Below are 20,819 nucleotides of genomic sequence, written 5' to 3'. Positions count from 1 at the left end.
GTTACACGGTAAGATGCGAAGCCCTCGAAAAGGCGAAATACGAAGGGCCCGTGAACGATTACTCGTTCGCGGGCCCTCGGCGCGATGCGCGGGTCAGACCAGTGCGGCCTCCACCGGCTGTCCGAGCAGCTGTGCACAGCGCAACAGGCCGAGATGGCTGTAGGCCTGCGGGTGATTACCCAGCGAGCGTTCGGCCACCGGGTCGTACTCCTCGCTGAGCAGCCCCGTCGGCCCCGCGACGTCGACCAGTTGGGCGAACAGCGCCTCGGCGTCGGAGCGCTTCCCGATCAGCAGATACGCCTCGACCAGCCAGGCCGCGCACAGGTGGAAGCCACCCTCGCCGCCGGGCAGGCCGTCGTCGTGGTGGTACCGGTACACGGTCGAACCGCTGCGCAGCTCGGCCTCGGTCGCCACGACGGTCGCCGCGAAGCGCGGGTCGGACGGGTCGATCAGGCCGCTCAACCCGATGTGCAGGGTCGCCGCGTCCAGGTCGGTGCCGTCGTAGGCCGCGGTGTAGGACTGCACCTCGTCGTTCCAGCCCTTCGCCTTCACCTCGTCGGCGATGGTGTCGCGCAGCACCGGCCAGGCCGGGTCGATCTCGCGATCGAATTTCTGTGCCAGGGTCAGCGCCCGGTCGACGGTCAGCCAGCCCATCACCTTCGAGTACACGTGGTGGCGGGGGTTGCCGCGGATCTCCCAGATGCCGTGGTCGGGCTCCTGCCAGCGCCGCTGCACCGCCGCGACCATGGCGCGCACCAGCTCCCAGTCGGCGTCGGGCAGCACCTCCGCCGGAGCGGTCACGCCCCGCAGCTCCCTGGCGTGCGCCAGGGTGGCGATGAGATCCACGATCGGGCCGAAGACGTCCAGCTGCACCTGCATGTTGGCCGCGTTGCCGACGCGCACCGGGCGTGAGCCCGCGTAGCCGGGCAACTGATCGATCGAGGCCTCCGGCGGCAGCGTCTCGCCGTACAGCGTGTACAGCGGGTGCAGGCGCTCGGGGCCGGGCAACGTCTCCAGCACCCGGTGCACCCAGCCGAGGTAGTCCTCGGCTTCGGTGAGCGAGCCGAGCGAGACCAGTGCCTGCGCGGTGAGCGCCGCGTCGCGCAGCCAGCAGTAGCGGTAGTCCCAGTTGCGCACGCCGCCGATGTCCTCGGGCAGCGAGGTGGTCGCGGCCGCGAGGATCGAACCGGACGGCGCGTGCACCAAGCCGCGCAGGGTCAGCGCGGAACGCTTCATCAGGTCGGGCTTCAGCGGCGGCAGGGCGAGTTTCGAGGCCCACTCCGACCAGTACCGCTCCGCCTCCCGGCGCCGCTCCGTCTCGCCGGCCGCGGCGGGATCGAGATCGGTGGTGCCACAGCGTAGTTCGAGCACGATCGGGCCCGTGGACGGGTCGACCACGGCCCGCGCCGACTCGTGGGTCCCGTCCGAGACGATCTCCCACCGCACGCCGGGGGAACGCAGCACGATCGGATCGTTGGTGCCGTGCACGCGCAGCCCGCCCTCCTGCGCTTCGAGGTTCACCGGCACCTGGCCGAATTCCGGCCGGGGAGCGAAGGTGACCACGGCCTTCGCGTCACCGGTGATCACCCGGGTCAGGTCGGTACGGGTGGACGCCACGTCGTGTGGCAGGTAGTCGGTGACTTGCAATTTGGCCCAACGGGTCTCGACGGTCATCGTGCCGTCGACGTAGCGCTGCGAGAGCGGCAGTCCCGGGCGCTCGGGCTCGATGGTGAAGTGACCGCCTTGCGGGCCGCCGAGCAGGTGTGCGAACACCGCGGCGGAATCCGGTTCCGGGTGGCAGAACCAGGTGACCGTGGCGTCCGGGGTGAGCAGCGCGACCGAGCGGGGGCTGGCCAGCATGGTCAGCCGCTCGATGCGTGGCGCGCTCGCGCCCGCCAGCCAGGTCCGGCGCTCCTCCAGCAGGTAGGCCAGCGCGCGCGCCACGGCCTCGGTGCTGTCCACCCGGAATCTGGCCAGGCTCTCGCCCTCGCCGACCTTGATGCCGACGTCCGGACCCGAGAGCACCCGGAACGCCTTCTCGTCGGTGACGTCGTCGCCGAAGAACACCGCGGCCGAGGCCCCCGCCTGATGCCGGACGGTGTCGAGTGCGGTGCCCTTGTCGGTCTGCACCACAGCCAGTTCGATGACGGCCTTGCCCTCGGTGACCTGCACCCCGAACCAGCACGCCGGACCGAGCCGGACCTGCGACAACGCGCGATGCCCGATTTCCGGGCTGGCGTTGCGCACGTGCAACGCGACACTGGCCGGCTTGATCTCGACGGTGACGCCCGGATTGTCCGAGGCGACCTGGTTCAGCGCCGTCTGCACCTCTTGGAGCAGATGCTTGGCGTCGTTGTCGATCGCGTGCACGAAGCCCACGTCGAATTCCGAGCCGTGGCTGCCGATCAGTTGCACCTCGACGGGCAGGCGGGACAGCGCCGCGAGATCTCGCAGCGCGCGGCCGGAGATCACGGCGGCCGTGGTCCCGGTCAGGCCGGCGAGGGCTCGTAACGCGCTCACCGATTCCCGATGGGGAAAGGCTTTGGCCGGGTCGGAGACGATGGGCGCGAGTGTCCCGTCGTAGTCCGATGCGACCAAAAGCCGTGGCACGCGCGCGACCGTCGACAGTGCACGGCGAAGTTCCAGTGGCAGATCCTGTGCGCTCACGCATCCAACCTAGTGATCGGAGGAGTTTTTTCAGGGGGCGGGCAAAACAATACTGTGTTGAATTCGCCGCACAGCAGCGCGCCGGTCCGCGTGCGCACGATTACGCAGGTGCTGAACCGGTGTCCGGTGGATCTGCCCAGCTAACGGCAACGGGATCCGAGCGGGTGAGCTTCGTCGCAGCACAGCGGGCAATTCGGGCCCGATGGGTGACGGGGCGTCGAATTTGCTCGCTGTGCGCTGAGAGATCCCGTTAGAGCTTACTGGTTGCGTTCGCCGAGGAGGAGGTCGACGGTCAGTTCCAGACGTTCGGTGACGTCGGTGGCCGAGGCGCGGCGAGTCAGCCAAGCGACCAGGTTCGACAACCACACGTCGCTGATCACCCGCGCGATGGCCAGTTGCCGTTCGGTGGGCTCGCCGTCGTTCATGGCCCGCGCGAAGACGCGGTCCATCACCTTGCCGACGCGGTCCACCTCGGCGGCGGCCGAGGCGTCGGCGAACATGAACGCCCGGGTCATGGCCTCGGTGAGCAGCGGATCGCGCTGCATCATCCGGGTGATCTGGGTGAGCAGCAGGTGCATGCGCTCCTGGGGAGACTGCCCGGCAAGCGGCTTGCGTTTGCCCTCGATCTGCTCGAATTCGCGTGACAGCGCCGAGACCAGCAGGTGCACCTTGGACGGGAAGTAGCGGTACAGCGTGCCGACGGCGACATCGGCGCGCTCGGCCACCGCGCGCATCTGGACCGCGTCGTAACCACCCTTGGACGCGAGCGCCAAGGTCGCGTCCAGGATCCGCTTGCGCCGTTCACGCTGCGCCGCCGAACTCAGCTCGTCCTCGCTGAGCGTGGTGACCGTGGCCGCGGGCCGGGCCGCGCTCGAGTCGGCTGGCTGCGATCGGGACGGACTGGCCATTGATGAAAGTCCTTTCCGGAAACGTCGTTTCGTCGGCTGCGTGCGCGGTGTCGCCGCGGCGTGATGGTCTCTTGACTTCCGCCCGGCTAGGATATTAGAACATGTTCTAGGTGTGGGAGTCACGCCGGAAAGGCGGTATGGAGTGTGACCATCGCCACCACTGACGAGCATAAAGCCGTTCAGGAGTCGATGCGCGGATGGGCGGCGTCGGTCCGTCCAATTGCAACAATGCGAACCGGCGCGGCCGACTTCTGGCGCGCCTACTGGCCCGCGCTGGCCGAGATCGGGATCTTCCGGGTCGCGGTGGCCGAGGACGCGGGCGGTGCGGGCGGGTCGGTCGCCGATCTGGCCGTGCTGGTGGAGCAGGCGGCGCACGACCTGGTCGGCGGCCCCGTGCTCGCAACGGCTTTGGCCAATCTGATCACCGAGGGCAGGCTCGACGAGGACCTGCCCTGCGGTGTCGCGCTCGACTTCGTCGTCGGTTCGACGGTGAGCGTACCCGCCGCAAGCGACGGTGTGTTGCTCACGGGTACCTGGGATTCCGTGCTCGGCGCTGCCCCCGGTACCGCCGTGCTGCTGCCGATCGATCACCCGCAGGGCCAGCGGTGGTGCCTGGTCCCGCCCGATGCCGACGGCTTGCGGATCGAGGCGCTCGCGCCGCTGGATCCGAGCACGCCGCTGGCCCGGGTGCACTGCGCCGATCTGCGCGTGCCCGCCGAACAGGTGTTCGTCGCGCCGCACGCCGCCGGGGATCTGCTCGTCGCGCTGGTCACCGCCGAACTGTCCGGTCTCGCAGGCTGGTGTCTGGAGACCGCGGTCGAGTACGCCAAGGTGCGCGAGCAGTTCGGTCGCAAGATCGGGTCGTTCCAGGCGGTCAAGCACATCTGTGCCTGGATGCTGTGCCGCACCGAGCTCATCCGCGCCGTAGCGGCCGACACCGCGGCCGCCGTGGACGAAGGCGGCGCCGAGCTGCCGATCGCCGCCGCCATCGCGGCCGCGATCGCCCTGGACGCCGCCGTCGAGACCGCCAAGGACTGCATCCAGGTGCTCGGCGGCATCGGCTTCACCTGGGAGCACGACGCGCACCTGTACCTGCGCCGGGTGACGGCGCTGCGGCAACTGCTCGGCGGTTCGGCGCGCTGGCGGGCGCGGGTCACCGAGTTGACCCGCCAGGGCCTGCGGCGCACCACCGGCGCCGACCGGGTCTTCGCCGACGAGGGCGTGGCCGTGGACGGCGACAGCGCGCAGGAGCTGGCCGCCGAAGTCGCGCGGATCGCCGCGCTGCCCGCCGATCGGCAGCGCGACGCGATGGTCGAGGCGGGTCTGGTCATGCCGCATTGGCCGCGGCCCTACGGACGCGCCGCGGACCCGATGACCGGCCTGGTGATCTCCGAGGAGCTGCGCCGCGCGGGGCTCACCGCGCCGGACCTCGCCATCGGCGGCTGGGCGATTCCGACGCTGTTGCAGCACGGGACCCCGGAGCAGATCGAGCGCTTCGCCTGGCCGACCTTGCGCGGGGAGGTGGTCTGGTGCCAGCTGTTCAGCGAACCCGAAGCGGGCTCCGACCTGGCGGCGTTGCGCACCACCGCGAAGAAGACGGACGGCGGCTGGGTGCTGCGCGGTCAGAAGGTGTGGACCTCGCTGGGTGACAAAGCGAATTGGGCGATCTGCCTGGCGCGGACAGATCCGGATGCGCCCAAACACCGCGGCATCACCTACTTCGTGGTCGACATGCACAGCGCCGGACTCGAAGTGCGGCCGCTGGTGCAGATCACCGGTGAGGCGCGTTTCAGCGAGGTGTTCCTCGACGACGTGTTCGTGCCCGACGATTGCGTGGTCGGCGCATTGAACAATGGGTGGAAGATCGCCCGCTCCACTCTGGCTACCGAGCGGGTCGCCATGGGTGGGAACGGGATCGGTCCGGTGCTCGAAGAGCTGATCGCGAAATCGCCCGCCACCGGTCCCGGCGCCGAAATGGTGAACGACCGGCTCGGCGGATTCGTCGCCGAAGCCGTCGCCGGGCTTCTGCTCGAGCAACGCGCCGCAGTGAAGTTGCTGGTGGGGGGCGACCCCGGGGCGCAAAGTAGTGTTCGCAAATTGGTCGGGGTACGCCATCGCCAAGCGGTCGCTGAATTCGCTGTCGAGACGGCAGGGTCTTCCGGCGCGCAGGATTCCGAAGTGGTGAAGGAATTCTTGCTCACGCGCTGTCTATCGATCGCTGGTGGAACTGAGCAAATCTTGCTCACCGTGGCTGGTGAGCGGATTCTCGGGCTGCCTCGCGACATGAACAGCTAGTCGCCGACAACCGGGAGAAAACGTGGATTTCACCAGGGACGAGGGCCAGGACGCGGTGGCCGAAGTCGTCGTGAGTTTGCTGGAGCGAGAAACCGCTCGCGATATGGAACTGTGGCCGAGACTGGCCGACTCCGGACTGCTTGTCGTCGCAGTACCGGAGCGGCACGGCGGTGACGGTATGGGGCTGCTCGAGGTGGCGGCTCTGCTGACCGAGCTGGCGACGGACGCGGTCGCGGTACCCGCCCTTCCGACGCTGGGCTTCGGCGTGCTGCCGCTGGTGGCCAGTGCGCCGGAGAGCGTCGTGGCGCGGGTGCTGCCCGAGATCGCCAAAGGGATGGTGCTCACGGCCGCGCTGAGCGAAGCCGCGGCGCCTTTCACCGCTGAACCGGAGACCACCGCGGTGGCCGACGGGAACACCGTGCGGATCAGTGGCAGCAAGGTTGCCGTGCCCTACGCCGAGCAGGCGAGTTGGCTGCTCGTGCCGACCGGTTCCGGGATCGCCCTCGTCGACGCGCAGGCCGAAGGGCTCACCCTGACGCCCACTCCGGTCTCCGGCGGCATCCCCGAATGCACCGTGCGGCTGGACCAGGTGGAGATCCCCGCCGAGCAGTTGTGGCCGACCGGCCTGGCGGAACTGCACCGTTTGGCGCTCGCTTCCATCGGCTCGGTAGCCGATGGCTTGCTCAAGGGTGCGATCACGCTCACCGCCGAGCATCTGCGGACACGTCACCAGTTCGGCAGGCCGCTGGCCGAGTTCCAAGCGGTGGCCCAGCAGATCGCGGACCTGTACGTCGTCTCGCGCACCCTGCACGTGGCCGCGGTTTCGGCGAACTGGGCACTGGCCCAGGAGGACTCGAGTCGGGAACATCGCGAGCGCACCGACGACGACCTGGCGGTGCTCGCCTACACCGTCGCCGAACAGCTGCCCGCGGCCATGCAGAAGTGCCATCACCTGCACGGCGGCCTCGGAGTGGACATGACCCACCCGATGCACCGCTACTACTCACAAGCCAAGGACATCGCCCGCTGGCTCGGCGGCGCGTCGTTCCGGCTCGATCGATTGGGGGCGAGATGTTCATCGACCTGACCACCGAGCAACGTCGGCTGCGCGACGAACTGCGCGCCTACTTCGCCGATCTCGTGACTCCTGAGGAGGAGGCCGAGATGGCGGTGAACCGGCACGGCGACGCCTACCGCGCCGTGGTGCGCCGCATGGGTCGCGACGGCTGGCTCGGCGTCGGCTGGCCCAAGGAATACGGGGGCCAGGGTTTCGGGCCGGTCGAGCAGCAGATCTTCTTCAACGAGGCGGTCCGGGCCGACGTCCCGCTGCCGCTGGTGACGCTGCTGACCGTCGGCCCCACCTTGCAGCAGTTCGGCACGGACGAGCAGAAGCAGCGCTTCCTGCCGGGAATCCTCTCCGGTGACGTCCATTTCGCGATCGGCTACTCCGAGCCGGAGGCGGGCACCGACCTGGCCTCGCTGCGCACCGCGGCGGTGCGCGACGAGGCCGGGGACTGGATCGTCAACGGGCAGAAGATCTTCACTACGGGCGCGCACGAGGCCGACTTCGTCTGGCTGGCCTGCCGCACCGGCTCGGCCGAGTCGCGCCACCGCGGCATCACGATCCTGATCGTGGACACCACGGATCCCGGCTACTCGTGGACGCCGATCATCACCTGCGACGGCGCGCACCACACCAACGCGACCTATTTCGACAACGTGCGCGTCCCGGCGAACATGCTGGTCGGCGAGGAGAACCGGGGCTGGAAGCTGATCACGACGCAGCTCAACCACGAGCGGGTGAGCCTGGGTCCGTCCGGCAAGATCGAGCAGCTCTACGACCGGGTGCGCGACTGGGCGCGACCGCGCGGCGTGCTCGCCGAACCGGACGTGCGGCGCGCGCTGGGTCGCATCCACGCCATGGTGCGGTTGAACGAACTGCTGAACTGGCAGGTGGCCGCTGCGTCCGATGGGCGGCGTTCGCAGGGCCCTGCGTGGTCACGCTCCGCTACCGCCTCCGGGCCCGGCGCGACCGCCGCCGGCGTGGACGGCGACCAGGCCCAGGTGATCGCCGACGCGTCCGCCACCAAGGTCTACTCCACCGAATCGCTCCAGGAGGCGGGCAGGCTCGCCGAGGAGATCGTCGGCCGCTACGGCGACCCGGCCGACCCGGCCACCGGCGAACTGCTGACCTGGCTGGACCGCAGGACCAAGCAGAACCTCGTGGTCACCTTCGGCGGTGGCGTCAACGAGGTGATGCGCGAGCTGGTCGCCTCGTCCGGACTGCGGTTGCCGCGAGTACCCCGATAACGAGTGAAGGAGCCGCGCGTGCCGGAAACCACTACTCCGGAAGCGATCATCGCCGCAGCCGAGGCCATTCGGGCCGCGGGTGAGTGCGCGCCCCGTTTCGGGCGTGATCCGGTGAACCAGCCGATGATCAACAACTGGGTCGAGGCGCTGGGCGACGCCAACCCGATCTACGTCGACGAGGAGGCGGCGCGCGCGGCGGGTCATCCCGGCATCGTCGCGCCGCCCGCCATGGCGCAGGTGTGGACCATGTTCGGGCTCAACGGCTCCCGACCCGCCGACGACCCGATGGGCGCGGCCACGGAACTGCTCGACGCCGCGGGTTACACCTCCGTGGTCGCCACGGATTGTCAGCAGACCTACCACCGCTACCTCGCGGTCGGCGAACAGGTCTCGGTCACCAGCACGCTGTCGGATATTCGCGGCCCGAAGCGCACGGCGCTGGGCGAGGGATGGTTCGTCACCTTCCGGACCAGCTGGCGGGTCGGTGACGAGGTGGTCGCCGAGATGCTGTTCCGGCTGCTGAAATTCGCCCCCGGCAGCGCGGCGCCGAAACCCGCCGCGGGCGAGCGGGTCAAGCCACTGGTCTCCTGGGACACCGAATTCTTCTGGGAGGGAACGAAAGTGGGCGAGTTGCGCATTCAGCGCCTGTCGGACGGATCGCTGCGGCACCCGCCCATTCCGGCCATCTGGCAGGACAAATCGAAACCGACCGACTACATCGTCGCCTCCGGGCGCGGCACCGTGTTCAGTTACGTCGTGCACCACGCGCCGAAGGTGCCGGGACGGCAGCTGCCGTTCGTGGTGGCGCTGGTCGAATTGGAGGAGGGCGTGCGCATGCTCGGGGAACTGCGCGGCGTCGACCCCGCCGAGGTGCGGGTCGGCCTGCCGGTCGAGGTGGGCTTCGAGAAGCTCGACGACGAGGCGAGCCTGCCGGTCTGGCAGGTGGTCTCATGACCGCCGCCGTGGAACCGGACGCCGTGCGCGTCGGCACGGTGCTGCCCGAGCTGGTGATCCACGCCGACCCCACGTTCGTGATCAGCACCGCCCTGGCCACCAGGGATTTTCAAGACGTGCACCACGACCGGGACAAGGCCGTCGCCCGCGGTTCGAAGGACATCTTCGTCAACATCCTGACCGACACCGGCTTGGTGCAGCGCTTCGTCACCGACTGGGCGGGCCCGCGCGCCGTTGTCAAGTCGATCGCGCTGCGTCTGGGCGTGCCGTTGTACGCCGGGGACACACTGACGCTGACCGGCACGGTGACCGCGCTGGAGGGCGACGACATCCACATCGACGTGGTCGGCAAGGACAGCCTCGGCGACCACATCACGGCCACGGCCGTCATCGCGTTACGGAGGGCCGATGTCTGAGCCGATTTCCGGCCGCGCCGCCATCGTCGGCATCGGGGCCACCGACTTCTCCAAGGACTCGGGCCGGAGCGAACTGCGCCTGGCCGCCGAGGCGGTCACCGCCGCGCTGGCCGACGCGGGCCTGACGCCCGCCGACGTGGACGGCCTGACCACGTTCACCATGGACACCAACACCCAGGCCGCCGTCGCCAGGGCGGTCGGCATTCCGCAGCTGAAGTTCTTCAGCCATATCGGCTACGGCGGCGGCGCGGCCTGCGCCACCATCCAGCAGGCCGCCATGGCGGTGGCCACCGGAATCGCCGATGTGGTCGTGGCCTACCGCGCGTTCAACGAGCGATCGGTGTCGCGGTTCGGGCAGTTCTCCACGGCGCTGGCCACCGCGCCCACCTCGTCGGGCATCGACGCGGGGTGGTCCTACCCGCAGGGGCTGGGCACACCGGCCGCGCAGGTAGCCATGGTCGCCCGGCGCTACATGCACGTCTACGGGGCCACCAGCGCGGACTTCGGTCAGGTGGCCGTGGCCGACCGCAAGCATGCCGCGGTGAACCCGGCCGCCTTCTTCTACGGCAAGCCGATCACGCTGGAGGATCATCAGAATTCCCGCTGGATCGCCGAGCCGCTGCATCTGCTGGACTGCTGCCAGGAGTCCGACGGCGGCGTCGCGATCGTGGTGACCAGTGTCGAGCGGGCCCGCGATCTGCCGCAGCGTCCCGCCGTGATCGCCGCTGCCGCCCAGGGTTCCGGAGCCGACCAGTATGTGATGACCAGCTACTACCGCGACGCCATGACCGGCCTTCCGGAGATGGGCCTGGTCGGTGACCAGTTGTGGGCGCAGAGTGGATTGCGTCCGGAGGACATGCAGGCCGCGATCCTCTACGACCACTTCACCCCGTTCGTCCTCATGCAACTGGAGGAGCTCGGATTCTGTGGCCGGGGCGAGGCGAAGGACTTCATCTCCGGCGGCGCCATCGAGGTCGGCGGCCGACTGCCGCTCAACACCCACGGCGGCCAGCTCGGCGAGGCGTACATCCACGGTATGAACGGCATCGCCGAGGCCGTGCGCCAGATTCGCGGCACGTCGGTCAACCCGGTCTCCGACCTGACCAACATCCTGGTCACCGCGGGCACCGGCGTCCCCACCTCCGGCCTGGTCCTCAGCACCGACTGATCCGGTCGGCTTCGCATGGTCGGGTCATGCTTGGCACCCGTTCACGGCGGGTGCGGAGTAGGAACCGCCTCGGGCGAATCGCGGTGACGCGTAGGTTGGGGCGGTGGTGGTCCGGCATGTGGTGGACGTGCACGTGCTGTTGCTGCGCGGCGCGGAGTTGTTGCTGAGCAGGCGGCGCAGCGCGGACGAGTTCGACGGGTTGTGGCACCTGCCTGCCGGGAAGCTGGAGGCAGGGGAGTCGGCGCTCGCCGCGGCGATCCGCGAGGCGGGCGAGGAGGTCGGCGTGGCGATCGACCCGGCGGACCTGCGGCACGTCCATTCCGCGCATGTCGTCGATGCCGGGCGAGAGGCCCGGATCGGGTTGTTCTTCGAGACCCGCCGCTGGGCGGGTGAGCCGGTCAACCGCGAGCCCGACAAGTCCTACGAACTGCGGTGGTTTCCGCTCGCGAAGCTGCCGGAAACGCTCATCCCGTATCCGGCCGCCGGTATCCGCGGCTACCTCACCGGCGTGACCTATAGCCAGCTGGGCTGGCCGCGCTGAGCGGCGGCGGTCACGCGCTCAGGTGTGCGGCGAGGATGCGGGCGAGCTGCCGCACGCTCTGCGGTGTGTTCGGGCGCAGGGCGGTGCGGTTGCCCGCGAAGCGGTCGAAGACGGCTCCCTCGACGACGGCGACGAAGTCGTCCGCCCGGGTGTCCGGGTCGGCCGCGCCCATCGCGCGGAAGAGGTCTCGGGCACGGTCGGGGGAGAACAGGCAGCGCACGAGCCGGGGATGCAGGTCGCGATCGTCCAGCAGGTCGATGAGCAAGGCGTGCCGGGCGATCAGGTGAGCGCGCCGGTCGGCCAGTAGCCGGTCGAGCCAGGCGGCGATGGCCTCGGCGATCGATTCCGGCGCCACGGCGCCGGTCGGCGCGAGCGCGGCGGCGGCGAAATCGTCGCGGGATCGGCTGGTGATCCGGTCCACGACGGCCTCGATGAGCGCGCGTTTGCTGCGGAAGTAGTAGGAAGCCGATCCGGCGGGCAGTTCCAGCTCCGCGTCCAGCGCGCGGTGCGTGAGCGCGCGCAGGCCCCTTGTCGCGATCAGTTCGATGGCCGTGTCGACGAGGAGCACGCGCCGGTCGCCTGTGGACATGATCACCCTTCCTGCCGCAGTTCGGCCTGGTCCTCTACAAATGTAGAGGACCAGGAGGTGTCATGGAACCCGAAGTCATCCGGTGGGATTCCGATCAGGCGCGGGCGGCGGCGCGGCTACGCGAACTCGTGGATCGGCGCGGCAGGCCGCTCCGGCGGCGCCGCGGCGTCTATCTGCACGGCAGGCCTGGGCGCGGCAAGACCATGCTCATGGATCGGTTCTTCGCCGCGGTGTCCTCGGAACGTAAGCGGCGCTACCACTTTCACCAGTTCTTCGCCGGTCTGCACGCCGCGGCGCACGTATCCGGCTCGATCGACGCCGCGGTGGACACACTGCTCGGCGATGCCTTGCTGGTCTGCTTCGACGAATTCCACGTGCACGACATCGGCGACGCGATGCTGATCGCGCGCCTGCTCGACGCGCTGTTCGCCCGCCGCATCGTGCTGGTGCTGACCTCGAACTATCCGCCCGCCGAGCTGTTGCCGAATCCGCTGTTCCACGACCGGTTCGTGCCGACGATCGAACGGATTCTCGCGCGCATGGACGTGGTGGCCGTCGACGGTGCGATCGACTACCGCTGCCTCGGTTCCCGTGGCTGCCGCACTGGATTCACCGCCGGGCGATACCTCGTGGCCCCGGTGGGGCACGCGGCTCGCAAGACGCTACCGAGGGCGGCCGCCGGCGCCGGGAAACGCGGTGCGGCACAACGCGTCGACGAATCAGCGGTCGATATTTCCGTCGGCCCGCGCAGATTGCGCGCCATTGCCTGCGACGGCGGCACTCTTGTCATCGAGTTCGCCGAATTGTGTGGAGTCCCAACATCCGCGGCGGATTATGTGGCGCTGGCCCAACGATTTCAGCACTGGGAAATACGAGATGTACCACCCCTGTGCGAAGTTCCCCCGGCCTGGTCGATGCGTTTCGTGAACCTTGTCGACGTTCTCTACGACACCGATCGCGTACTCACCGTGGTCGCGTCTTCGGTGCTGAACGAGCTGGTACGGAACGTCCGGGAAGTGCCGGATATCTCACGTTTGGCGAGCAGGCTTTGTGAATTGTCCCAGTCCTCGTCCGATATCGCCCGGTAGTCGCCGCCGGGCCGGACAGCCCGCCGGCTCCCCGCGCAGGTGCGGTTTTAGAGGAGGGACTCCGAAGTATTCCATTCCATCCCGAGCGGACCGCCCGGCATGTAACTATGTGGCTGTTTTGTGCAGTACTCAGATTTGGTGGTAGCCAGTGGCCCGGGCGCGAGCGCCGATATCGCGCGTGATCGTCCTGATCACGCTGCTGGCTTTTGCCGCCATCGCTCTGCACGGATACATCCCAGGAATTACCGAAACCGAGCCGCGCGGGCACGCTCCCTCCGCCTTGTCGGTCGCGCTCATGCCGGTGCTGCTCACCGTGTCGATCGTGATCCTGCTGGCGGGGGTGATCGCCAGCCAGCACCGGTTGCCGCTGGCCATGCCCGAGCCGGAACGCGAGGACGAACGTAGGCAGTGGCGTCTCGGGCGGGCAGGCCTGGCGGTGCTCGGCGCGCTCGCGCTGCTCGGGGTGCTGCTCGCGGCCGCGTCGGCGATCTACTTCATCGGCGCGAGCGGGCCCGGTGAGCCCACGCGCCCGCCCGCGCCCGCCACCACCACGGGCACTGCCCCGGAGCCGGGGACATCGGCGCCCGCCGAATACGATCCGAGGTCGGCGGAGCTGACCGGGACGGCGCTGGTGCTGGCCGGAATCGCGGCCGCGGGCTTGGTGACGGTGGCGATGAGCGGGTTGGTCGTGGTCGCGGTGTCGTCCCGGCGCAAGCCCGCGCCCGTGCCCGCGCAGGCGGCTGCGGCCGTGCCCACCGTGGCGGACTCGCTGGCGCGTGCGGCCGAAATGGGCCTGGCCGCGATGAACGCACCCGGTCAGGACCCGCGCACCGCGATCATCGCCTGCTACGTCGCGATGGAGCGCGGCTTGGCCTCCGATCGCTCCGCCGCTCCGCTCGCGTCGGACACTCCGATGGAAGTGCTGGCCCGTGCGTTCGAACGCGGCGCGCTGCACGACGCGTCCGCCCGTGAGTTGGTCGCCCTCTTCGAGGAGGCCAGGTTCAGCCCGCACGCCATGCTCGAATGGCAGCGCATGCGTGCCGAGCAGTTGCTGCGCATCGTGCTCGCCGACCTGCAAGGGGAGGTCCCCGCGTGACCGGCCGGGCGAGAAAGGACGTCCAGTGAATCGGATAGGGGTGGTGATCACGGGAGTTATCGTCGTCGCGGGGATCGAGCTGGTCGCCGTCGAACGCGCCCGCGGGCTGCTGCTGATCGTCGCCGGAATCCCGGTGGCAGTGGCGCTGGGTTGGCTGATCTGGTCGCTGTTCGAGCGCTCGGAAGCCGGGGACGACGAGGTCGAGGATATGGAGAACGGTCCGGCGGAAATGCTGCAACGCTGGCACGCCAGGGCGCAGATGCTCGCCGACCGCGCGGACGGCAGCCGTGCCGATTGGGACCGGCACCTGCGTCCGCTGCTGGCCAAGGAGTTCGAACTCTCCGCCGGACAGCGGGTGGCGAAGAACCGTCGAGCGGTCGAGGCCGCGGGAATCCACCAGTTCGGGCCCGAATTGTGGCGCTGGGTGGATCCGGCCAATTCGGCCCTTCGTGATCAGACCAGCAGGGCACCGGGACGTGCGGCGCTGGACGAGATCCTGAGCCGCCTGCAGAGAATGTGAAATGGGTTGAGGCAACAAGTGCGGGTACACAAATGACCATGCCGATGGACGCGACCATCCAGCGCAGCGAGGCCGTGCTCCGGGAACTGTCCCGGGTCGTGGTCGGCAAGCAGGACGAGTTGCAGTTGATCATGATCGCCGTGCTGTCCGGTGGGCACGTGCTGATCGAGGACTTACCCGGCCTCGGTAAGACGCTGATCGCGAGATCGTTCGCGGCCGCGCTCGGGCTGCAGTTCAACCGGGTGCAGTTCACCCCCGATTTGCTGCCCGCCGACCTGCTGGGGTCGACGATCTACGACATGTCCTCCGGCCGGTTCACCTTCCGCCGCGGGCCGGTGTTCACCAACCTGCTATTGGCCGACGAGGTGAACCGCACCCCGCCGAAGACACAGGCCGCGCTGCTCGAGGCGATGGCCGAGGGACAGGTGAGCATGGACGGCGAGACGTTCCTGCTGCCGCAACCGTTCGTCGTGCTGGCCACCGACAATCCGATCGAGTACGAGGGCACTTATCCGCTGCCGGAAGCGCAGCTCGACCGGTTCGCCATCCAGCTGCGGCTGGGATATCTGTCCGAGCAGGACGAGACGCAGATGATCCGCCGCAGGCTCGAGCGCGGGGCGCAGCAGCCGCAGGTCAACCAGGTGGTGGACGCGAACGGGCTGCTGGAGATGCGGCAATCCGTGGAATACGTGACCGTGCATCCCGACGTGGTGAGTTATGTCGTCGCGCTGGCGTCGGCCACCAGGGGGCATCCCCAGGTCGAGGTCGGTGCGAGCCCTCGCGCGGAACTCGATCTGGTGCAGATGTCCCGGGCGCGGGCACTGCTGCTCGGCCGCGACTACGTGATCCCCGAGGATGTGAAGGCGCTGGCGATCCCGGCGATGGCGCACCGGATCACGCTGCGGCCGGAGATGTGGGTGCGCCGCATCCGCGGCGAGGACGTGATCACCGAACTGCTGCGCCGTCTGCCGGTCCCGCGCGCCACCGTGACATGAGGCACCGCGACGCCAGCTCCGCGGTCGACGCCGAACTGCGGTGGCGCCCTGCCCCGCTGGTCTTCATGCTCGCCGGGTGCGCGGCGGTGGCATTGGTGCTCGCGGTGGTCCTGGGTAGGTGGCAACTGCTCGTGTTCGCCGCGCCGCTGCTCGGTGTGCTGGCCACCGCGCGGTTTCAGCAATCCTCGACGAGGATCCAGGTCGACGGCGGCGGCACGCTGCGCTGTTTCGAGACCGAGGAAGTGGTACTCACCGTCGCCGCCTTCGTCGAGAAGGGACACGCGTTGCTGCGCCTGAAACCGCAGAGCGCGACCGGGCTGGCGATGCAGGTCGAGGAGGCCAGCGATTCCGGAGTCGCGCCCGCCGGATTGCGGCTCGCGCTCTCGGCGAGCAGATGGGGGCGCTACCCGGTGTCGGTGCGGGTCTCGGCGCTGAGCCCGGCCGGGCTCGCGGTCGCCACCGTGGTGCTGCCCGCGGGCCAGCTGTTCGTCTATCCGATCACCGATCCGCAGCGGATGCGCCTGCCGCGCACCGAACTTCCCGAGCGGCTCGGCACCCACCTGACCCGCAGGCACGGGCCCGGCGTCGAGTACGCCGACATCCGCGCCTACGCGCCCGGCGACCAGTTGCGCATCGTGAACTGGGCGGTGAGCGCGCGGCGCGGGCGGTTGTATGTCACCGAGCGGCTGACCAACCGTTCCGCGGACGTGGTGGTGCTGGTGGACACCTCACAGCAGGCGCCGGGACCGGCCACCGACTCGCTGGAGTTGTCGGTGCGCGGCGCGGCGCAGGTGGTGCAGTCGACCTTGCAGGCGGGCGACCGGACCGCGGTGGTCTGCCTCGGCCAGGCGCCGCGCTGGCTGCGGCCGGACATCGGGCGCCGCCAGTTCTACCGCATCGTGGACACCGTGCTCGACGTCGGCGACGAACACATTCCGACCACCGGCACCCTCGCGCCACACGCGGCCGTGCCGCTCGGCGCGATCGTAGTCGCCTTCTCCACGCTGCTGGACACCCAGTTCGCGCTCGCGCTGATCGACCTGCGCAAGCGTGGACACGTGGTGGTCGTGGTGGACGTGCTGCGCGGCACGCCGTTCCGGGACGACCTCGACCCGATCCTGGCCAAGATGTGGCAGCTCGAGCGCGCGGCCATGTACCGGGACATGGGCACCGTCGGCGTCGACATCGTGGCGTGGCCGGAAGACGCGCGCCTGGACCAGATCATGCGGGCGCTTCCCGAGCACCGCAGGACCGTGCGGGTGCGCCGATGACCAAATTCCTCGCCGTTCTCTCCGGCGTGCTGCTGGCGACGTCGGTGGCGCTGCTGGAGCCGTGGATCGGCGTTCCCGCCCTCGTCGTCGTCGGGCTCGGCTGGTGGCTGCGGCCGCTGGCGGTCTGCGCGGTGCTGCTCGCGCTCGGCGTGCTGGTCATCGCCGACGCGGGTGTGCTCGCCTCCGCCGCGACGGGATTGGTGGCCACGACCTACCTGCTCAACGCCGCGACGGTGACCGCGCCGCACGGCGTGGTACCCACCACGATCCCGTCGGTGGCCGGGGCGGTCGGCTTCACGGCGGCCGCGGTGTGCGCGGCGCTCGTCCCCGTGCGCCTGGCCTGGGCGCCGCTGGCCGCCCCGGTGCTGGTCATCGTGCTGTACGCGTTGGTGATCCAGGGTGTCGCGATCCGGCGCGGCGAGCCCGAGTCCGATATCCGACGCACCGAGGACGTGGGGCGTACCATCGGCATGTGATCGGCCGGGTTCCGGCCGGGGCCGTAGGGCTCGCAGCGGTCACACTGCTTTCCAGGGGGAAACTGTGGATCATCCCGACATCGCGCGCGTCTCCGACCACCTGACGACCGGCGATCGGCCGGTCGTCTTCTTCGTCGGCGCCGGACTATCGCGGCCGTTGGGATTCCCTTCCTGGCACGAGTTGTTCGGCAAGCTGATCACCTACGGGCGCAGGGTCGGTCGTCTCGACGCGGACGAGGCCGCCACGGCCGAACGCCTGTTGGACGAGGCGGCCTATCTCCCGTGCGGTGACTACCTGCGGGGCAAAATGGGCCCTCGGGTCGATCAGCATCTCTGCGAGATATTCGGCCGGCCGCTGCCGCCCGATCTGGGCTCCTACGAGTATCTGGTGCGTCTGCCGTGCGCCGGGTTCATCACGACGAACTACGACGGCGCCCTGGAAGCCGCGTACGCCAAGCACTTCCGCGAACCGCTCGTCGGATTGATCCCGGACGAGATAACGATGCTCGGCTCCATCGCCGAGCGGCGGCCGTTCCTCGTCAAGCTGCACGGCGACGTCGGTAGGCGCCGCTTCGTGCTCAGCGGTGAGGACTACACGCGGATCGAGAGCAACGATGCGCTCTCGCGGTTCATCTATTCCTTGTTCTTCAACTACGAGCTGGTCTTTCTCGGCTACGGCTTGGCGGATCGAGACATCCTGGTGCCGCTGCAATTGCTCGGCCGGGACTATCACGGGCAAGGGCCTCGTCACGTGGCCATGCTTCCGAGCAGCACGGATCGTCGTGTCCGGGTGCAACTCGAGGACGAATACGGCATAGACATCGCGCTCTACGACGTCGACCGGCAGGGGCATCGCGCGGTGTCGGAGGTGGTCGCGAGCTGGTTCGTCGAGTTCACGCAGCGCAGCGGCGCGCCGCCGATCCAGGAGAGTCCGGTCGACTATTCCGCACTGTTGCAGCAGCACCCCGATTTGCTGTTGCCGGAGCAACGGGAGGTTTGTCAGAGCGGACTGCAATGGTTGCTCCAGTTGCCCATCCACTGGGGCACGACGCCGGAGACCGACGTCAGGCCGGCGAACATCGCCGAGGGCCTGCTCGCGCTGTCCGCGACGAAGATCTCGCTCGGTCACGCAGTGCGGCCGATCGATGAGGTCGAAGCGCTCCTGAAATTCCAGAACGCGGACGGCGCGTTCCTCAGTCCGGCGATCCAGGACACCAATGTGCACACCCACGCGTTGGCCATGATCGCGCTGGGCCAGTGGTCGGACCTGCACCGCGATATCGCCGATGTGTTGCGCCGTGGCGTCGAGTGGTTGAGCGGCGCGGTGCGCGACGACGAGCCGGGATGGTCTCGCTTCCCGCAGGACCAGCGGGTCTCGGTGGTCTCGTCGCTGCTCGCGTTCGTGGCATTGCTGCGAGCGGATGCCTTTCCGTTCGACCTGTGGCGAGACTTCCGTGCCGAGCTGCTCGCTTGTGGACAGATCAAACATGTCCTGCGCGACGGCGGCACCTCGAGTGCCGTCGCGGCGGGGTGGTTGCTGTGGTTGCTCGGTCAGATCAGGGATCGTGGGTGGCTCGACGATCAGGACGACCAGCTCGTTTCGCTGGCGTTGACCCAGCTGTCCGACCCGCGATTGACCTTGCACAGTGAGCACGAGGCATTCCAATACCGCACCGAGGACGGCCGCACCGGTTGGCTGTCCTGGCACCATCCGCCTGCCGCGGCGGTAGTGCTCGGGTCGTTGGCCTGGTTCGATTCCGGCCACCGCTCCGCCGCCGGTCTGCTCGGCCGCGCGATGGCCGCGCTGTTGCAGCAGGCCGAGGATATCGAGCGAGGCGGCGGCCAGGTCAGCGACGGCGTCGGCGGTGAGCGCTTCACCTTCCCCACGATGTACGCGGTCTGGGCGTTGGGTGAGGCGTTGCAGCGCTTCGGACACAACGTGCTTCGCAAAGCGGGCTTGATCCTGCTCCACGGACACCACCTGCTGCTCGTACGAACCCGCGGCCGTGACGCCTTGATCCTGCCGGGCGGCGCGATCGAAGCGGGCGAGACGGTCGAAGAGGCGGTTCGGCGGGAAGTCCTCGAAGAACTCGGGGTGGAGGTCGAAGCACCGACGTATTGGCGTGCTTTCGAAGATGTCGCCGCCTTCGAACCGGGGGTCCGGGTCCTGATCGAAGCCGTGCGCGGCCGCGTCAAAGGAACGCCGGCGCCGGGGGCGGAAATCTCCCAGATCGTCTGGTTCGACATCAGAGAGAAGGACACCAGCGGACTGTCCCCGATCATCAAGAATCAAGTGATTCCCGCGCTCCTGGCGTTGCCATGACCGTCGCGGCGGAACTCGAGATCCTCCGTCCCGGATTTCGTTTCGACAGTGCCGAAGTCGACCGGGCGCGCGAGCGCAAGTGGTATGCGCGGACCGAAAAGGGTCCGCTTGTGCTTCGGCACAAGGAGGCGGTAGAACTCGATAAGGACAACCGGCTCGGTCCCAACGGAAGCCATCACCGCGAGATGATGGGTCTATCGAACGGGCCCGTCTACGATTGGTTCGAGCACAATCTCCAAAATGTCGACGCCGCCACGCACTCTCGACTGCGCTCGATGTTGCTGGGGTTGTTACCGAGGCACGCGGACATCGACACCGCACGGCACATTCGCGAAACCGTGTGGACACTCGCCGAGCGAATGGCGAACCGGTCCGCAGTCGACTGGATGCAGGCATTCGCCGACCCGCTCCCAGTAGCGGTACTGTGCAGAATCCTGGGCATTCCCGTCGAGCAATCGGCCGAATTCGCGCGAATTTCCGCTGATTCGGGCCTGATTCTCGCGATGGACATCGGCGGGGTGCGTGATCGCGCCGAGCGGGCCGTAGCCGATTTGCATGCCTATGTCTCCGCGCTGGTCGCGCAGCGTCGCGGCCGGCCCCGTGACGATCGCGTGAGCCGCGCTGTCGCGGCTTGCGCTATCGGCGACGACGATGTGATCGAAGCGGAGTTGCACAACCTGCTGATGACCCTCATCATGGGCGGCCGGGAAACGACCGCCCGTCAATTGGGTTGGCTCGGCGTCGCTTTCGCTCGAGCTCCGGACCAGTGGGTGTGGTTGCGGGATCATCCCGAAGCCGCGACCCAGGCGGCATGGGAGGTGCTGCGCTGGGGCTCGGTCGTCCGGATCAATCTGCGCTGGCCCGGCGCTGACCTCGTTTACCAGGATCTCGAGATCACCCATGGCACACCGGTATTGGTGTGCCATGCGGCTGCGGATCGAGATCCCACGGTGTTCGAGCGGCCCCATGATTTCGACATCAGGACGAAGCGCGGCAGCGTGCCGCTCGCGTTCGGGCGCGGGATACACCGATGTGTCGGTTCGGCGCTGGCATTGCTGCAGCTCACCGAGACACTTCGCATCCTCCCGAAGATGTTCGAGCCCCCCGTGTTCGTTGGGGATATCCGGTGGCGGCCGGAGTCCTGTCTTCTGTACGGGCCGGAATTCGTTCCGGTGTCGTTGGCGCCGGTGGCCTGAGCATTC

The 20,819-nt window shown here is 68.7% G+C and carries 18 protein-coding genes; 15 read left to right on the top strand and 3 right to left on the bottom strand.

Annotation, left to right across the window (positions count from 1 at the left end; all coding sequences use genetic code 11):
- Positions 1-93 precede the first annotated feature (93 nt).
- Positions 94-2,667, bottom strand: coding sequence for a trehalose-phosphatase (gene otsB, locus ACFU5M_RS16375; protein WP_379049487.1), 2,574 nt, complete (start codon positions 2,665-2,667; stop codon positions 94-96).
- A 257-nt stretch (positions 2,668-2,924) separates the two neighbouring features.
- Entirely contained in the window at positions 2,925-3,575 is a 651-nt protein-coding gene (gene kstR / locus ACFU5M_RS16370) for a cholesterol catabolism transcriptional regulator KstR (RefSeq protein WP_040864563.1), read from the bottom strand.
- Between the two features lie 144 nt (positions 3,576-3,719).
- On the opposite strand from kstR, the gene ACFU5M_RS16365 reads away from it, so the two are divergent.
- The 7 genes from ACFU5M_RS16365 to ACFU5M_RS16335 all read left to right on the top strand — a co-directional run bounded on the left by ACFU5M_RS16365 (position 3,720) and on the right by ACFU5M_RS16335 (position 11,259).
- Complete coding sequence (locus ACFU5M_RS16365) at positions 3,720-5,870, top strand: acyl-CoA dehydrogenase family protein (protein WP_379049484.1); 2,151 nt, start codon at positions 3,720-3,722, stop codon at positions 5,868-5,870.
- A gap of 22 nt (positions 5,871-5,892) precedes the next feature.
- Positions 5,893-6,957, top strand: coding sequence for an acyl-CoA dehydrogenase family protein (locus tag ACFU5M_RS16360; protein WP_379049482.1), 1,065 nt, complete (start codon positions 5,893-5,895; stop codon positions 6,955-6,957).
- Positions 6,942-8,180 (top strand): acyl-CoA dehydrogenase family protein, encoded by a 1,239-nt coding sequence (locus tag ACFU5M_RS16355; protein WP_379049481.1) that lies wholly within the window; start codon positions 6,942-6,944, stop codon positions 8,178-8,180. Before ACFU5M_RS16360 ends, ACFU5M_RS16355 begins: the two co-directional genes overlap by 16 nt.
- Before the next feature lie 18 nt (positions 8,181-8,198).
- Positions 8,199-9,134, top strand: a complete 936-nt coding sequence (locus ACFU5M_RS16350) for a bifunctional MaoC family dehydratase N-terminal/OB-fold nucleic acid binding domain-containing protein (protein ID WP_379049478.1) — start codon at positions 8,199-8,201, stop codon at positions 9,132-9,134.
- Positions 9,131-9,550: a MaoC family dehydratase gene (locus ACFU5M_RS16345; RefSeq protein ID WP_379049476.1), complete on the top strand. Its 420-nt coding sequence runs from the start codon at positions 9,131-9,133 to the stop codon at positions 9,548-9,550. The genes ACFU5M_RS16350 and ACFU5M_RS16345 overlap by 4 nt, the downstream gene beginning before the upstream one ends.
- Complete coding sequence (locus ACFU5M_RS16340; protein ID WP_379049474.1) at positions 9,543-10,718, top strand: lipid-transfer protein; 1,176 nt, start codon at positions 9,543-9,545, stop codon at positions 10,716-10,718. The genes ACFU5M_RS16345 and ACFU5M_RS16340 overlap by 8 nt, the downstream gene beginning before the upstream one ends.
- A gap of 103 nt (positions 10,719-10,821) precedes the next feature.
- On the top strand, positions 10,822-11,259 hold the full coding sequence (locus ACFU5M_RS16335; RefSeq protein WP_379049471.1) for an NUDIX domain-containing protein: 438 nt from the start codon (positions 10,822-10,824) through the stop codon (positions 11,257-11,259).
- A 10-nt stretch (positions 11,260-11,269) separates the two neighbouring features.
- On the opposite strand, the gene ACFU5M_RS16330 is transcribed toward ACFU5M_RS16335, so the two are convergent.
- On the bottom strand, positions 11,270-11,848 hold the full coding sequence (locus tag ACFU5M_RS16330) for a TetR/AcrR family transcriptional regulator (RefSeq protein ID WP_379049468.1): 579 nt from the start codon (positions 11,846-11,848) through the stop codon (positions 11,270-11,272).
- 62 nt (positions 11,849-11,910) lie between these two features.
- Here ACFU5M_RS16330 and zapE point away from each other — a divergent pair, with 62 nt between their 5' ends.
- From zapE to ACFU5M_RS16290, 8 genes are all read left to right on the top strand, one after another.
- Positions 11,911-12,936: a cell division protein ZapE gene (zapE, locus tag ACFU5M_RS16325; RefSeq protein ID WP_379049465.1), complete on the top strand. Its 1,026-nt coding sequence runs from the start codon at positions 11,911-11,913 to the stop codon at positions 12,934-12,936.
- A 178-nt stretch (positions 12,937-13,114) separates the two neighbouring features.
- Entirely contained in the window at positions 13,115-14,032 is a 918-nt protein-coding gene (locus tag ACFU5M_RS16320; RefSeq protein ID WP_379049462.1) for a DUF4129 domain-containing protein, read from the top strand.
- A gap of 43 nt (positions 14,033-14,075) precedes the next feature.
- Positions 14,076-14,552 carry a hypothetical protein gene (locus tag ACFU5M_RS16315; RefSeq protein WP_379049461.1) on the top strand — a complete coding sequence of 159 codons (477 nt, stop codon included), beginning with the start codon at positions 14,076-14,078 and terminating at the stop codon, positions 14,550-14,552.
- A gap of 32 nt (positions 14,553-14,584) precedes the next feature.
- Positions 14,585-15,547, top strand: coding sequence for an AAA family ATPase (locus ACFU5M_RS16310; RefSeq protein WP_379049459.1), 963 nt, complete (start codon positions 14,585-14,587; stop codon positions 15,545-15,547).
- Positions 15,544-16,818, top strand: coding sequence for a DUF58 domain-containing protein (locus ACFU5M_RS16305; RefSeq protein ID WP_379049456.1), 1,275 nt, complete (start codon positions 15,544-15,546; stop codon positions 16,816-16,818). Before ACFU5M_RS16310 ends, ACFU5M_RS16305 begins: the two co-directional genes overlap by 4 nt.
- A complete protein-coding gene (locus ACFU5M_RS16300; RefSeq protein ID WP_379049453.1) occupies positions 16,815-17,294 on the top strand; it encodes a hypothetical protein in 480 nt (159 codons plus the stop codon). Before ACFU5M_RS16305 ends, ACFU5M_RS16300 begins: the two co-directional genes overlap by 4 nt.
- Positions 17,295-17,358: 64 nt before the next feature.
- Complete coding sequence (locus tag ACFU5M_RS16295) at positions 17,359-19,617, top strand: SIR2 family protein (protein WP_379049451.1); 2,259 nt, start codon at positions 17,359-17,361, stop codon at positions 19,615-19,617.
- A complete protein-coding gene (locus ACFU5M_RS16290) occupies positions 19,614-20,813 on the top strand; it encodes a cytochrome P450 (protein WP_379049449.1) in 1,200 nt (399 codons plus the stop codon). Before ACFU5M_RS16295 ends, ACFU5M_RS16290 begins: the two co-directional genes overlap by 4 nt.
- Positions 20,814-20,819: the final 6 nt, after the last annotated feature.

Origin of the sequence: Nocardia sp. NPDC057455, assembly GCF_042802775.1 — a bacterium.
GTDB lineage: Bacteria > Actinomycetota > Actinomycetes > Mycobacteriales > Mycobacteriaceae > Nocardia.
This window is presented reverse-complemented; position numbering and strand designations above follow the sequence as displayed.

Excerpts from the sequence above, each read along its gene's own strand:
- kstR (WP_040864563.1), bottom strand. The coding sequence starts at position 3,575 with ATGGCCAGTCCGTCCCGATCGCAGCCAGCCGACTCGAGCGCGGCCCGG.
- ACFU5M_RS16355 (WP_379049481.1), top strand. The coding sequence starts at position 6,942 with ATGTTCATCGACCTGACCACCGAGCAACGTCGGCTGCGCGACGAACTG.
- ACFU5M_RS16345 (WP_379049476.1), top strand. The coding sequence starts at position 9,131 with ATGACCGCCGCCGTGGAACCGGACGCCGTGCGCGTCGGCACGGTGCTG.
- ACFU5M_RS16340 (WP_379049474.1), top strand. The coding sequence starts at position 9,543 with ATGTCTGAGCCGATTTCCGGCCGCGCCGCCATCGTCGGCATCGGGGCC.
- ACFU5M_RS16330 (WP_379049468.1), bottom strand. The coding sequence starts at position 11,848 with ATGTCCACAGGCGACCGGCGCGTGCTCCTCGTCGACACGGCCATCGAA.
- zapE (WP_379049465.1), top strand. The coding sequence starts at position 11,911 with ATGGAACCCGAAGTCATCCGGTGGGATTCCGATCAGGCGCGGGCGGCG.
- ACFU5M_RS16310 (WP_379049459.1), top strand. The coding sequence starts at position 14,585 with ATGACCATGCCGATGGACGCGACCATCCAGCGCAGCGAGGCCGTGCTC.
- ACFU5M_RS16305 (WP_379049456.1), top strand. The coding sequence starts at position 15,544 with ATGAGGCACCGCGACGCCAGCTCCGCGGTCGACGCCGAACTGCGGTGG.
- ACFU5M_RS16300 (WP_379049453.1), top strand. The coding sequence starts at position 16,815 with ATGACCAAATTCCTCGCCGTTCTCTCCGGCGTGCTGCTGGCGACGTCG.
- ACFU5M_RS16290 (WP_379049449.1), top strand. The coding sequence starts at position 19,614 with ATGACCGTCGCGGCGGAACTCGAGATCCTCCGTCCCGGATTTCGTTTC.